This window comes from Vibrio sp. 1641 (assembly GCF_033339995.1).
Classification (GTDB): Bacteria; Pseudomonadota; Gammaproteobacteria; order Enterobacterales; family Vibrionaceae; genus Vibrio; species Vibrio alginolyticus.
In genome coordinates this window covers 129,045-143,038 of record NZ_JAWOVP010000001.1, presented here as the reverse complement: position 1 = coordinate 143,038, position 13,994 = coordinate 129,045, and the positions used below count along the sequence as shown (strand labels likewise).

Annotated in this window: 9 protein-coding genes; 4 read left to right on the top strand and 5 right to left on the bottom strand. The window is 45.4% G+C overall.

The window, feature by feature from the left end; translation table 11 throughout:
- Positions 1–31: 31 nt before the first annotated feature.
- From putP to R7Z47_RS00665, 4 genes are all read right to left on the bottom strand, one after another.
- Positions 32–1,525, bottom strand: coding sequence for a sodium/proline symporter PutP (putP, locus tag R7Z47_RS00680; protein WP_005374582.1), 1,494 nt, complete (start codon positions 1,523–1,525; stop codon positions 32–34).
- Between the two features lie 136 nt (positions 1,526–1,661).
- On the bottom strand, positions 1,662–2,369 hold the full coding sequence (locus tag R7Z47_RS00675) for a delta-1-pyrroline-5-carboxylate dehydrogenase (protein WP_005392153.1): 708 nt from the start codon (positions 2,367–2,369) through the stop codon (positions 1,662–1,664).
- Between the two features lie 11 nt (positions 2,370–2,380).
- Complete coding sequence (putA, locus tag R7Z47_RS00670; RefSeq protein WP_262606659.1) at positions 2,381–5,512, bottom strand: bifunctional proline dehydrogenase/L-glutamate gamma-semialdehyde dehydrogenase PutA; 3,132 nt, start codon at positions 5,510–5,512, stop codon at positions 2,381–2,383.
- A 406-nt stretch (positions 5,513–5,918) separates the two neighbouring features.
- A complete protein-coding gene (locus R7Z47_RS00665; RefSeq protein WP_025768702.1) occupies positions 5,919–6,731 on the bottom strand; it encodes an AraC family transcriptional regulator in 813 nt (270 codons plus the stop codon).
- A 972-nt stretch (positions 6,732–7,703) separates the two neighbouring features.
- Here R7Z47_RS00665 and R7Z47_RS00660 point away from each other — a divergent pair.
- Complete coding sequence (locus R7Z47_RS00660) at positions 7,704–8,423, top strand: PAS domain-containing protein (protein WP_017820063.1); 720 nt, start codon at positions 7,704–7,706, stop codon at positions 8,421–8,423.
- A 73-nt stretch (positions 8,424–8,496) separates the two neighbouring features.
- Here R7Z47_RS00660 and pdxH read toward each other — a convergent pair whose 3' ends face one another.
- Positions 8,497–9,132, bottom strand: coding sequence for a pyridoxamine 5'-phosphate oxidase (gene pdxH, locus R7Z47_RS00655; RefSeq protein WP_005374570.1), 636 nt, complete (start codon positions 9,130–9,132; stop codon positions 8,497–8,499).
- A 115-nt stretch (positions 9,133–9,247) separates the two neighbouring features.
- On the opposite strand from pdxH, the gene R7Z47_RS00650 reads away from it, so the two are divergent.
- The 3 genes from R7Z47_RS00650 (at position 9,248) to R7Z47_RS00640 (ending at position 13,903) form a co-directional block, all read left to right on the top strand.
- Complete coding sequence (locus R7Z47_RS00650) at positions 9,248–11,122, top strand: ATP-binding protein (protein WP_318129751.1); 1,875 nt, start codon at positions 9,248–9,250, stop codon at positions 11,120–11,122.
- Entirely contained in the window at positions 11,115–12,338 is a 1,224-nt protein-coding gene (locus R7Z47_RS00645; protein ID WP_005383565.1) for a sigma-54-dependent transcriptional regulator, read from the top strand. The genes R7Z47_RS00650 and R7Z47_RS00645 overlap by 8 nt, the downstream gene beginning before the upstream one ends.
- Positions 12,339–12,511: 173 nt before the next feature.
- On the top strand, positions 12,512–13,903 hold the full coding sequence (locus tag R7Z47_RS00640; protein WP_005374562.1) for an HlyD family type I secretion periplasmic adaptor subunit: 1,392 nt from the start codon (positions 12,512–12,514) through the stop codon (positions 13,901–13,903).
- Positions 13,904–13,994 lie beyond the last annotated feature (91 nt).

Here is a 13,994-nt window from a genome sequence, read left to right as displayed (position 1 = left end):
AGCGGGCTTTGTGTTCATATAAGGGAAGTTACTAGTCTAGTTCAACCAGTTTTTTCTCGAACGACTGGTGTTGGTCTAACACGTCTTGCGCAGCACCGCCCGTTGCTTTACTTACCACAATGATAGCAAGCGTAGAGAAGATGATGCCCGGTACGATTTCGTACACATCAAACCAACCGCCAGTTAGCTGCTTCCAAACCACGATAGTGATACCACCAACAAGAATACCTGCTAACGCGCCGTTACGGTTCATACCGCTCCAGTAAAGGCTAAGTACAACCGCAGGACCAAATGCCGCACCAAAACCAGCCCAAGCGTAAGATACAAGACCAAGTACTGAGCTATCAGGCGTCATCGCTAGGAATAGCGCAACAAGCGAAATAACGATAACACCGATACGACCAATCATTACGATTTCTTCAGAAGACGCTTCTGGCTTGAATACTTGCTTGTAGAAATCTTCTGCAAGCGCTGAAGATGAAACAAGGAGCTGTGAGTCAGCGGTACTCATTACCGCCGCTAGGATTGCTGCTAACAACATACCCGCAACGACAGGGTGGAATACTGCGTTAACCAATAGCATGAAGATCTTCTCACCGTCTTCTAGTTGAGTACCCGGATGACCCGTAACCCAAACCAGACCAACAAGACCAACAAGCATTGCACCAACCATAGATAGTGCCGTCCAAATCACTGCGATACGACGTGCAGTCGTTAGATCTTTGTTTGAACGAGACGCTTTAAAACGCGCTAGGATGTGTGGCTGACCAAAGTAACCAAGGCCCCACGCCGCTAGAGAGATAATAGCAATCGCAGATAATGGTTCGCCTTTCGCGTCATTCCATAGCGTTGCAAGTTCTGGGTTGATGTCATGTAGATCAGAACTTAGCTGACCTAAACCACCGTCCATTACCGCTATAGGAACAATCATTAGCGCAGCCGCCATTAGCAGACCTTGCACTAAGTCAGTCCAAGATACCGCTAGGAAACCACCGAATAGTGTGTAAGAAACGACACACACCGTACCGATGATAACAGCGTAGGTGTAATCTAGACCGAATACCGTCTCAAACAGTTTGCCCCCTGCGACCAAACCTGAGCTGGTGTAGAAAAGGAAAAATAGAAGAATGAAAAACGCAGAGATTGTCTGAATCAGTTTCGACTTATCGTTGAAGCGACGTGACAGGAACTCTGGCAACGTTAGCGCGTCAGTTTGGATACTGTAGGTACGTAGGCGTTTTGCACTGATGAGCCAGTTTGCCCATGTACCAAGAAGTAGACCGCCGGCTAACCAGAAGGCCTCGATACCCGCAGCGTACGCATAGCCAGGCAAACCTAGCAGCAACCAACCACTCATGTCTGAAGCACCTGCAGATAATGCAGCAGGCCACGGACCTAGGCTACGGCCACCTAGGAAGTAGTCAGATGAATTGGAAGTCCTCTTATACGCGTAAACGCCAATAGCAACCATAATCAGTAAATACGCCACAAAAGTGGACGTGATAGCAAAGCTATTTTCTATCATTAGATAGTCCTCGTTATAATTATTTCCTTCCTTGCCTGCCCTGATATTTTACCGTCTCAGCAATACATCAGAGTATAAAAAACCAATCTGGACCGGCTCTCAGTCCAGTTACTCCAGATTGGCATTACAAGTCAGGTTAGTGAGTTTCGTTCCCCAACTCGAGTAGAGTTGCGTTACCACCCACCGCGGTAATATTTATCGTTCGAGTGCGCTCAGTAATGAAGCGCAACGAGAGATGAGGATCATGAGCCAATTTCGGTGACTCTAAATCCGTTTCAGAAACTAAGCCGACGATTGCACCGTCACGCTTAGCTAGTTGAAGATTGAGCGCATGCTCAATCTGTGAACGCCCAACATAACCCACACTACGTACATCGCTCTCAAGCAACGGGGCAGACGCATCGTACGCAACAACCTGGACTAAGTTAGATGGGAAGTTTGCCAACGCTACAGCTTGCTTAACCAATTGGTTTAGCTCTGCATTGTCACTGCAAACGACCACACTGTTTCCTGCAATTAAGGCACAGGTGATCATCGCAAAAGCACTGTATAACGCATTATCAGCAGGCTCGATGTTGTTTTCACAAATCACCAAAGCCACACCGCGTCCTGCGGCATACAGTTCGTTAGTTTCCCCTGTAGGGCCAACTAACTGGTGAGTTTCTGCAAGAAGAGCTGATGCTTGTTGCAAGTGGTAAGAAACCACTTTGGCAACGGTAGACTGCTGCCCTTCTAGTGCAGATTTAAATGCCAGAACATGCTCGCATTTGTAATCAAAATCAGTCAGATTCCACTGCTCCCACGCAGAGAATGCATCTTTAAAATAGGTGATCTGATGAACCATAATGCGACTCCTTATGCGTTTTCTGCTTGAGCAAGAAGATGTTGAGTAAATCGGAATAGGTAGTGTGGACCACCAGCTTTCGGGCCAGTACCCGACAAGCCTTGACCACCAAACGGCTGTACACCAACCACAGCGCCAACTTGGTCTCGGTTGATGTAGCAGTTACCTACTCGTGCATGTTTCTCAATCCAACGGTACGTGGTTTCGTTACGGCTATGGATACCCATCGTCAAGCCAAAACCCGTTCTGTTGATCTGCGCAACCACGTTCGGTAATTCAGACGCTTTAAAGCGAACAATGTGCAAGATTGGACCAAATTGTTCTTCTTTCAGCACATCGATGCCCGAGATTTCAAACGCACTTGGTGAGACAAAGTCACCATGCTGGCACGATTCATCCAGCTGTAGCTGAGCGACTTTAGTCTGTGTTTTGCTCATTTGCTCAAGGTGAGCAAGGAGTTTTTGTTTTGCATTGCTGTCGATAACCGGACCAACATCCGTTTTGTGTAGGTAAGGTAAACCAACATGCAGCTCATTCATCGCACCTTGAATCAGGTTGATCATACGGTCTGCTACATCTTCTTGTACAAATAGAACACGAAGGGCAGAACAACGCTGACCTGCAGATGCAAACGCCGAACGAATCACATCACGCACCACCTGCTCTGGCAATGCAGTACTGTCCACGATCATTGCGTTTTGACCACCTGTTTCCGCAATAAACGGAACCGGTTTCGCGCTGCGCTCCGCAAGCGTGACGTTAATGCGTTGCGCCGTTGCCGTTGAACCAGTGAATGCCACACCAGCAATGGCATCATGAGAAGTCAGTGCATGACCGATCTCAGCGCCGCGACCAGTAAGTAACTGAATCACACCAGCAGGGAAACCCGCATCAAGCATTAATTCAATAGCGCGAGCGGCAATTAAGCTTGTTTGCTCAGCAGGTTTTGCAACCACAGTGTTACCTGCAATCAGTGCTGCCGTTACCTGACCAAGGAAGATAGCCAACGGGAAGTTCCAAGGGCTAATACACACAAACACACCAAGACCTTCACGGCTAGAAATGCGTTTCACACCGTCATAACCTTCTAGCTCAAATGGCTGTAGGTTTTGCGCTTGTTTCGCGTAATAACGACAGAAATCCACTGCTTCACGAACTTCATCAATACTATCGTGAATCGTCTTGCCCGCTTCTTTGTGACAAATCGCCACCAGCTCAGCCAGATTTTCTTCCATTAAGTCAGCAAGCTTTTCTAAACAAGCCGCTTTTTGCTCAACAGGAACACCTTTCCAATCAGAGAAAGCAGTTTGCGCCGCATCAATTGCAGCGGAAACATGATCAAGTGTTGCAAATGCCACTTTGCCGACTTCAATTCGGCGATCGTACGGTGCGGTGATGATCTCAGCCGCATTTTCCTTGATCATGCTTTCGGCAAAACACTCACCATTGATCATCGGGCCTGCAACCCACTGATTGTCCATGAAGCTTTCTACCTGCGCTTCAAATGGCTTCGCTTCACTGTCGATGTCAATGTTGACGCCATATGAGTTCTTACGCTCAGGGAAAATATCGGCAGGCAATGGAATTTTGTCGTTGTGTAGCGTGTCAAAACCCGTCAACACATCCACAGGGTGATGGGTCAACTCATAAATCGGACAACGCGCATCAACTAGACGGTGTACAAACGAGCTGTTCGCACCATTTTCAAGCAGACGACGAACCAAGTACGGAAGAAGATCAGCATGGCTACCGACAGGAGCATAAATACGTACTGGCTGACCGTACATTTTCATAACATGGTTATACAGTGAATCACCCATACCATGCAGGCGCTGGAACTCGTATTCTTTGTGCTCCGCCATGACAGCAATTGCCGTAACTGTGTGAGCATTGTGGCTTGCAAATTGTGGGTAGATATTACCGCGAACACCTTCGCTAAGTAGGAAACGAGCACAAGCTAGGTATGCAACGTCCGTCGCTTCTTTGCGAGTGTATACTGGGTAGTTTGCATAACCCGCTTGTTGAGACCACTTGATTTCGCTGTCCCAGTACGCGCCTTTAACCAAACGCAGAGGAATAACGTCACCTTGCTCTTTTGCGAGTGCATTTAGCCACACCAAGACTGGTAGCGCACGTTTTGAGTAGGCTTGAATAACCAAACCAAACTTGCCCCAACCTTTCACAAGATCGCTACGGTACACTTTCTCAAATAGCTTCAGGGAAAGCTCAAGGCGATCCGCTTCTTCTGCATCGATTGTGATTGCAACGTCGACTTCAATTGCACGTTTCAATAGCTGCATTAGTGAGTCATACAACTCTGTCATTACACGTTCTTCATTTGCGACTTCGTAGCGCGGGTGTAATGCAGAAAGCTTGATGGAAATCGAAGGCGCTGGACTAGTGTCGTTACCGTAAGTCTCGCGACCCACCGCTTCGATCGCCATTAGGTAATCTTTGAAGTACTTGTTCGCGTCCGCTGTAGTTAACGCCGCCTCACCCAACATATCAAACGAGTAGGTGAAACCTTTGTCGCGCATTGGGCGACCGTTCTTCTGCGCTTCTTCGATCGTACGACCACGAACAAACTGGTGACCCATGATCTTCATTGCCTGATACATGGCTTTACGAATCACGGGCTCAGAGAATTTATTTACCAGACGGTTTACAGCCTGACCTGGGCTCTGGGTGCCTTGCTCACCAAGACCAACCACTTTACCTGTTAGCATAAGGCCCCATGTTGATGCGTTAACAAACACAGAGTCAGAGTTTTTCAGGTGAGATTTCCAGTCTGCGACACTCAACTTATCTTTAATCAAAGAATCTGCTGTCGCGGCATCTGGGATGCGCATTAATGCTTCTGCAAGACACATCAGCAAGATACCTTCTTGAGTATCTAAGCTGTATTCCAGCAATAAAGCATCAATCATCTGGATTGACTTCTTATCGGCACGAATGGCTTCGATAAGGTGGGTCGTTTGGGTAGTGATCGCCGATTTTTCATCCTCTGTCGGCGTCGCTAGTGGCAATAGTTGCTCTAGCCATTGAGACTCGTCCACCATATATAATGGCGAGATCAGTGACCACAACTTATCAAGCGGCTGCCCGATAAATTCCGGTGTCAACACGTTCGTAGCTGTAAACATGTGTGTTCCTCAATCTCACTCCTCGAAAACCGCTTCGAGGATTATCAATGGCTGGCAGTGTATTTTGAGGCCGATAAGAATACTTGTCAAAAACTACGACATTTTTGCCAAAAACTCGCTTTTATAACAAAACATCCACATAGTCACATTCAAATAGGTAATATTTTGTGTTGTAAATTTTAATTTTTTCATTGCATTCACAACAAAATATCAAGAATATCAATAAGATTTTTGTGAAGAGCTCGTTCTAAGAGAAAATGTAGGATCAAGTGGCATATCAACCACTGCAAAGAACAGAGAATTTAAAAAAACGAGAGATAGGTCACGTGAATAAAACATAAAAAAACCATGCATAGTGCATGGCTTTATTCTGATTGATGATTATTTGACCTAAAAAAACGCGTTGTTATCCAACTTGTTTTTTATAACGGGAAGGTGATATTCCCTGTAAGCGAGTAAAAGTATGAGTAAAAGTACTCTGGCTTGAGAAGCCAGTAAACTCGGCAATTTGCCCTAAAGAAAGGTGCCCTTGCTCGATTAATTCACGAGCCATGTCGATACGCTTTCCGAGAACATATTGATGAGGTGTAATCCCCATCTGCTCTTTAAACAAGCAATGGAACTGACTTTCCCCAAGAAACACTCGCCCGGCCAATTGAGCCACACTAATCTTATGACTCAGGTGCTGCTCAATGTAACGATCAATCGCCTCCAAATCAAAGCGCGACTCTTTTCGACTGGTCTCAAATGCCGAGATATGGCGCTGCATTAATGCAATCACAGTGTCGTTACACGCACGACTTAACAGCAGGTCATCCGGATGGTTTCGCATTTCCTGAACCAACATCTGTATCAGCTTCTGAATTTGACTATCTAACTGGAAGTAGACATGGTCTCTCTCCAGGTTATTGATTTTTTGAAGCATTTCAGGATCATCATTTGTCGGTTTGGGCATATTCAGCACCAAAATATCCGATTGATTGATGACGCCACCGAAAGCATGATCAGAGCATGCGGTAACCACACAACCTTGACCAGGGCCGACAAGATTACCTCGCCCGCGCACTTCAAATTCGGCTTGCCCTTTTAAACCAATCACGATCTGCGTATAAGAATGATCGTGGCAATCCATATAAGACGGAAGTGTGATCAGCTCCGCCGGCTTTGGCAGCATAATCTCTTGATATGAAAGGATTTTTTGGTTATCTGAGTCACTCATTTTAAACAGTCGTCTTTACACGGTCAGCTTACGTCTTCGCATCATATACCTTCTTTGTTGGGTTGCAACTTTTACCCAACTCAATCGACAAGATCAAATCAGCATGATCAAGTTCATTTACATGATCATAGTTCCGGAACGATGATCATGTGAGGTTAATTTACGGTCAGTGAGCAACCAATTTTATTAACAAAAACGGATAGATAGGCAACGCCTTACGTATACATAATCAATCAATGTAAAGATCCTTATTACCGAACAATCCGTTATTTTGTAAAACATCGTGCTCCATATTAGATAGGTCGTCCCTGAAACGGATCGAAACCCACGCTTAAACTCAACATAGAGGGATTTCCCCCCTTACTAATATGCTTCTGATTCAATACATTAGTTATCGAGCTTTAAGATGCATACGATCTAAAGCTCTCGGTATCTCATTGATACCTCTAACTTACTTAGCAGACCCTCGCTAGGTAATTTAGAACCTCTTCTACACGTCGACAAGATTATATCTTGTGTTGCCAGCCCGTCTTCAGGCTGGCTTTTTTTTCGCTTCTCAACAATGAAAACAATGGCATAAGCTGATATCATAGCTTTTGTCTCACTGTCCCTCTCATATGCTTAGGTGCTGCTCTTTCACTCACAAGTGATATGAACGTCAACCACACTACAACTGAGTTGTAGGAAGCATGATCAAGGACGATACGAGTTGTAAGCCGAACATTAGGCGGACATCCGTGAGCGCACATATCTGTAATGAAACAGACCATTTTCCCAATTAAACTCTTCGTTCCATTTCGTCGTTGTCTATGACTACCTGACGAAAACATCGAACACCATGAATTTAATTGGATTGAGCGCCAATCAACGAACGTGTTCTAGCAACGTAACTGCCTACTTGGCAACATCAATACGAGCCATATAACACGGACGTCTCTGTATTGGTATAAGCAGTATGTAGTGAGTCCTTTTGTGAATATTTCAGTCGATACCATAGAACAATCCCTCCTTAAACAGCTACCAGGTTGTTGGGGATGCAAAGATAAAGATTCGGTATTCCTATACGTAAACCAGGAATACGCAGAACTGTTAGGGCACACGTCGCCCGAGGAGTGCTTGGGTAAAACTGATTTTGATATGGCCAGCCCAACCACTGAATGCGCGCAAGAATTTCAACGCCAGGATAAACACGTTCTCGAAACTGGCGAGTCACTAAAAATTCTGGATATCCACCCTTATCCAGATGGCCGCTGGCGAGCACATATATTTACTAAAACACCGTGGCGAGATGACAAAGGCGACATCGTAGGCACCATTTTCTACGGAAGGGAACTCACCGACACTGCCGTGATTGAAGTCGGGTATTGGGTTTGTCGTGCTATCAGTACCAACCCAAATCAACAATCCATCTTTCGTTTTTCTGACTTACAACCAAAACCAGAGAAGCTCACATGCCGCGAGCAAGAAACGCTGTTCCTCTTGCTCTATGGCAAAAAGCCTCAATTTATCTCTCAGGTCATGGGCATATCAACAAAAACCGTTGAAGGTCACGTCGCACGCTTACGTAATAAGTTTGCAGCGAACAGCAAGAACGAGCTAATAGATAAAGCAATGGAAGCAGGCTACGGCTCTGTTGTACCCAAAACGCTGCTTAAGCATCAATTATCGGTTGTGTTGAATGGAGAGCGATAATTCGCATCGCTTCTACCTACAAAAACACCGCCCCAATTCGGCGGTGTTTGTTTATTCATGAGGAACCATAAGCCTATGGCGCTAAACGATCAATGTCCCAACTTCCATCATGCTGGGAGAAAAGAAAACGATCGTGAAGGCGATGTTCGCCACCTTGCCAAAATTCGATGCTCTTTGGTTTTACGCGAAAGCCACCCCAAAAGGTTGGTACTGGTATTTCACCCTTAGCAAACTTCTGTTTTAGCTCTAAAAACTTACCTTCCAACACACCTCTGGCAGAAATACGGCTACTTTGTTTGCTCGCGATTGCGGCCAACTGGCTCTCTTTAGGACGAGAAGTAAAGTATTTCATATTCTCTACGGCGGTAAGCTTTTCAGCCACACCAGTAATATGAACTTGGCGCTCTAACGGGTGCCAAGGGAAGTGCAAACTAATATTGCTGTTATGCTCTAGCTGCTGGGCCTTGCGACTGCCTAGGTTGGTGTAAAACACAAAACCATCTTTGTCGACGTTTTTCAATAGAACAATGCGTTGAAACGGCATGCCATTTTCATCAACCGTTGCAACTGTCATCGCAGTCGGGTCCGTTAAACCCGCTTCAACTGCTTGCTCTAGCCACAGATTAAATTGATCAATAGGATCAGCTTTCAAATCTTTACGACGCAGCCCACCTTTGGTGTACTCACGACGAATATCAGCAAGTTCCATCTTTACTCCTTCACTCGTTTTTGTCGATTGTGCTCCCGATACTGAGGAAATACAAGGACATCATTGTGCTTGTTATCGTTGCCGCTCACAGCATCACAGTGCTTCATTTGATACCATGACACAAAAAACCAGTGAGCCGATCGTGAACTTACTCAACCCCAAAGCCCTACGTCATTTTTTACTGCTACTGTGTGCCGTTGGCATTTCAGGGCTTGCGCTTACTCATCATTACGCAACTCAATACCAACATGATCAATGGCAACAAAAGCTAGAGAGACAAGCCGCGCAAGTGTCACAAGAAGTGGACTACGAACTGGCAAAGTTTGAACAGATACCAAACCTATTAAGTCACGACCCAAGACTACTCAAAGCAGTAGAGCGCGGAACGCCCTCTCAAGAGCTCAACCTACTGTTATCAGATTGGTTGAAGCAAAGTTTGGCCGATACGATTTACGTTCATGACCGCACCGGGTTAGTCATTGCCTCAAGTAACTTTCAGCAAGAAGATACGTTTGTTGGCTCTAGCTTTAGCTATCGCCCCTATTTTAAAAATGCGCGACGCGGTGAGCCCGCTCAATACGTTGGATTAGGCGTGCGCTCGAATAAACGTGGGTACTTCTTCTCATCTCCGCTGTGGGTAAATGAGGAAGTCGTTGGCGTGATCACAGTAAAAGTGAACTTGGAGCAATTAGAACAGCGCCTTTCGCAAACCACGACTGACGTACTCATTACAGATAAACACAATGTCGTGTTTATGAGCAATTTACCAGACTGGCGCTATCGTGCACTTTTCCCACTGTCATCGAGTGCAATAATTGAACTTACCGAAACGCGTCAATATGGCGATACCTTGCCCGAATATTTTGGTGAGTTGACGGCACACAGTGGTGTCACGGAGTTTGATGACAATCAATTGCTTCTATCACCAAATTACCTCGCATACGCAACACACTTATTGGATAAAGGGTTTCGCGTCGTTGCCTTAATTAACCACAACAGCGTTCTTGCCGCCGTTTTACAGGCCGATATCGTCTTCCTGATCTTATATGCGCTCATTGCTCTAATTGCGTTAGCGTGGTTCCAAACCCTAGTTAACAAAGCACGCCTTGCCCATCTCAATGTGAGCCTAGAAGAAAAAGTAGTGCAACGGACACTAGTTCTGAGTGAAGCCAACCAAAAACTACAACAGACCATCCGCCAATATGAGCAAAGCCAACAAGAGCTTAAACAAACACAACAAGAACTGACGCAAGCCGCGAAATTGGCACTGTTGGGCGAGCTATCAGCCAGTATTAATCATGAGATAAATCAGCCACTTTCCGCACTAAGAACCTATACCGAAAACTCGCAGCGTTTGTTGGCAATGGAAAAATACCCAATGGTCGCTGACAATTTGGGCAAAATGCTGACACTCAATGACACCATTTCGGAAGTCATTGCCCGCTTAAAAGTCTTTACTCGGAAAGCCACGCACGATTCACACAATGAAATCTCAGTACTGCACGACGCGGTACATACTGCCACCAGCATTTTGAGCAACAAGCTTATTAAGCAAGGAGTAACACTAAAAGTTCCGGCCATCGACTATGATGTGAAGCTGGCCATTCACAGCGTTGAATTAGAACAAGTGCTGATAAACCTCTTCCACAACGCCGCACAAGCGATGGAAAACCACTGTATCGATCCGCAAATATCCATTGCTGTTCAGTGTCATGATGACAGTTGCGACATTCTTGTTTCCGATAACGGACCAGGGATGTCAGACGAAGCCCTAGCAAAAGTGTTCGACCCATTTTTTACGACTAAGCCGGAGGGTCTTGGATTAGGTTTAACAATCTCCAAGCGGATTATAGAGAGCTATCACGGCTCCCTCTGTGCCTATAAACATCAGAACACAGAACAACAAGCAGGAGGGATGACCTTTATCGTGACGCTACCAATAGTCAATCAGAATAAACGTCCCCCAGAAGTGGAAAACGACCATGAATAACCCAGTTTTCTTTGTTGATGACGAACCACACATTCGTGATGCCGTGTCTCAAGCCCTGCTGATTGAAGGGATAGACGTCACCTGCTTACCAAACGCAGTAGAAGCCTTACGCGTAATCGACTCAAATACGCCTGCGATTATCATTACCGATATCCATATGCCCGTGATGGATGGCTTGGAGTTTATGCGAACTTTGCGAAGCAAAAACGATCACTTTCAATTCATCGTACTTACTGGACATGGAGATGTGAAAACCGCGGTAGATGCGATGAAAAGCGGCGCGTACGACTTTCTAGAAAAACCGTTTTCAACGGAACAGCTCATGAAATCGCTCAACAATGCCAGCGATAAACTGAACTTGTTGCAAGAAAACATCTGGCTTAAGAAAGAGCTCGACATGCAAACTCATGTTGGTCCGAAAATGATTGGTCACAGTAAGGCCATGGTGAGCATTCGTCGCGCCTTGATCAGTGCGCCCACAAGCCAGCCGCTCATTTTTGTAGGTCAAGATGGTACGGGTCGGCGACTCGCTGCACAATTTGCCCACGACATACATGCAACACCGGATAGTGAGCTAATCGCCGCTTCTGGTGAAGACCTCTATGAGCTTTCATTAGAAGCGCTCGACAAAGCCATACACCGCTTAAGTGAAGGAAAACGCCACTGCAGTTTGTACTTACATAGCGCAGAGCATGTATCATTTGAGCAATGGGAATACTTATTCAAGCACCCAAAACTTGAGCGTGTTTTTGGCGCGACCACCCAAGCCGAGCCACCTCTAAAATCCCTGGCGACTCTAATTCACTTACCGACGCTCGATGAAAGAAAGGAAGATATAGGGCCTTTATACAAGCACTTTGTGCGCCACACAGCGAGTCGATATCAGTTACAGCCGCCACATATCAGCCTAGAAGAGGTCAAACACCTCACCAGTCTCGAATGGCCAGAAAACGTTAAGCAGCTACGCCAATTTGCTGAACTTCGTGCCCTCAAGCCAGATACTTTTAGAATGGAAGATTGGAACAGTGAGAAAAGTCTTGAAATTCAGAGTATGACTCAGCGCACAGAATACTTTGAATATTGCTTGTTATTCGATGCATTGCAAAGACATCGCGGCAGACTCAAAGAGGTTCAACTAGAATTACAGGTATCACGCAAAACCTTGTACGACAAACTAAAAAAACATCAGTTGGATAAAGCCAAGTTCAAGGCGTAATAGCTATACTCCGGCGCTAATTATGCTTTTGTTTGATTTAGAAAGTGTAAGAAAGCTCATTTGAAGAGAGAATAACCCTCTTCTCATATTTTATTAGCCGAGCATGCTGACATGATCGGTTAATAATAATAAGATCAAAAAGATAATCCGTAATTATATAAGCAGGGACTGTGATGAGCCGAGATAACTACAACAAACTCAACGATGAAGAGTTGGATTTTGTTGATGACAAAACTGCAGCATTGCTCCTCAATACCCCCAACAGCGCGCGTTTTATGCTCTGGGTTATGGTGCTATTTTTCATTGCAGCAATAGGTTGGGCATCTTGGGCTGAAATCGACAAAGTCACGGTTGGTCAAGGCAAAGTGATTCCCTCCTCACAGATACAAGTAGTCCAAAACTTAGAAGGTGGCTTAGTCAAAGAAATCTTGGTCAAAGAAGGTCAGTTGGTTGAAAAAGGCCAACAGTTACTGCTTATCGATGACACCCGCTTTCGCTCAGATTTTCGTGAACGTGAGCAACAAGTTGCCAACCTTACCGCATCTGTGCTGCAACTATCCGCTTCTATTAACAGTGTTGCCGTTAATCGTGATTTTGAAACGGAAAACTGGCGTCAAAGTGTACTACTTGATTACGGTAAACTGACCTTCCCACCAACCTTGGAAGAGACTCGACCTCAACTCACACAGCGTCAAAAAGCAGAATATCGCGAAGATCTAGATAATTTACGCAACCAACTTTCTGTTATTGACCAACAAGTGCAGCAAAAACAGCAGGACTTGGTAGAGATCCAAGCGCGAGTAAGGAACTTGCGTCAAAGCTACCAATACGCGAAAAAAGAACTCGATATCACCAAACCTTTGGCAGACGAGGGCGTTGTTCCTCGTATTGAACTGCTCAAATTACAGCGCCAAGTCAACGATACCCGTCGTGAAATGACGTCCAGTGAGCTCAAAATTCCCGTATTGCAATCAGCGATTCGAGAATCCATGCTCAACCGTATTGATGTTGCACTCAAATTCCGCTCTGAACAGCAAGAGAAACTCAACAGCGCCCAAGACCAGTTATCTGCTTTGGTTGAATCAGCGGTGGGCTTGGAAGATAGAGTAAACCGAACGGTTGTGAATTCGCCAGTAACAGGCAAAATCAAAACACTGAACATCAATACTGTCGGTGGTGTTATCCAACCTGGTATGGATATCGTCGAGATCGTACCAACAGAAGACACACTATTGGTAGAGGCGAAAATTGCGCCAAAAGACATCGCATTTTTACGCCCAGATCTTCATGCTATCGTGAAATTTACAGCTTACGACTTCACAAAGTACGGCGGTTTAGAGGGAGAGTTGGAACATATCAGCGCGGATACCACTCAAGATGAAGAAGGCAACAGCTTCTACATTGTTCGTGTACGCACCGAAAAAACAAACTTTGGTCAAGATGCAGATTTACCAATCATTCCAGGAATGACAGCATCGGTCGATATCATCACAGGGAAGCGAACCGTTTTGGAATATCTACTTAAACCGATTTTAAGTGCCAAAACGAACGCCTTGAAGGAGTAAACCACATTAAGATACTCGCGATAGGGAGTATTGAGCGATAAGTGATTAAATAAAAAGCACTTATTTCTCACTGACGAACTCTCTAGAAGAG

Excerpts from the sequence above, each read along its gene's own strand:
- putP (WP_005374582.1), bottom strand. The coding sequence starts at position 1,525 with ATGATAGAAAATAGCTTTGCTATCACGTCCACTTTTGTGGCGTATTTA.
- R7Z47_RS00675 (WP_005392153.1), bottom strand. The coding sequence starts at position 2,369 with ATGGTTCATCAGATCACCTATTTTAAAGATGCATTCTCTGCGTGGGAG.
- putA (WP_262606659.1), bottom strand. The coding sequence starts at position 5,512 with ATGTTTACAGCTACGAACGTGTTGACACCGGAATTTATCGGGCAGCCG.
- R7Z47_RS00665 (WP_025768702.1), bottom strand. The coding sequence starts at position 6,731 with ATGAGTGACTCAGATAACCAAAAAATCCTTTCATATCAAGAGATTATG.
- pdxH (WP_005374570.1), bottom strand. The coding sequence starts at position 9,132 with ATGGAACTTGCTGATATTCGTCGTGAGTACACCAAAGGTGGGCTGCGT.
- R7Z47_RS00650 (WP_318129751.1), top strand. The coding sequence starts at position 9,248 with ATGACACAAAAAACCAGTGAGCCGATCGTGAACTTACTCAACCCCAAA.
- R7Z47_RS00645 (WP_005383565.1), top strand. The coding sequence starts at position 11,115 with ATGAATAACCCAGTTTTCTTTGTTGATGACGAACCACACATTCGTGAT.
- R7Z47_RS00640 (WP_005374562.1), top strand. The coding sequence starts at position 12,512 with ATGAGCCGAGATAACTACAACAAACTCAACGATGAAGAGTTGGATTTT.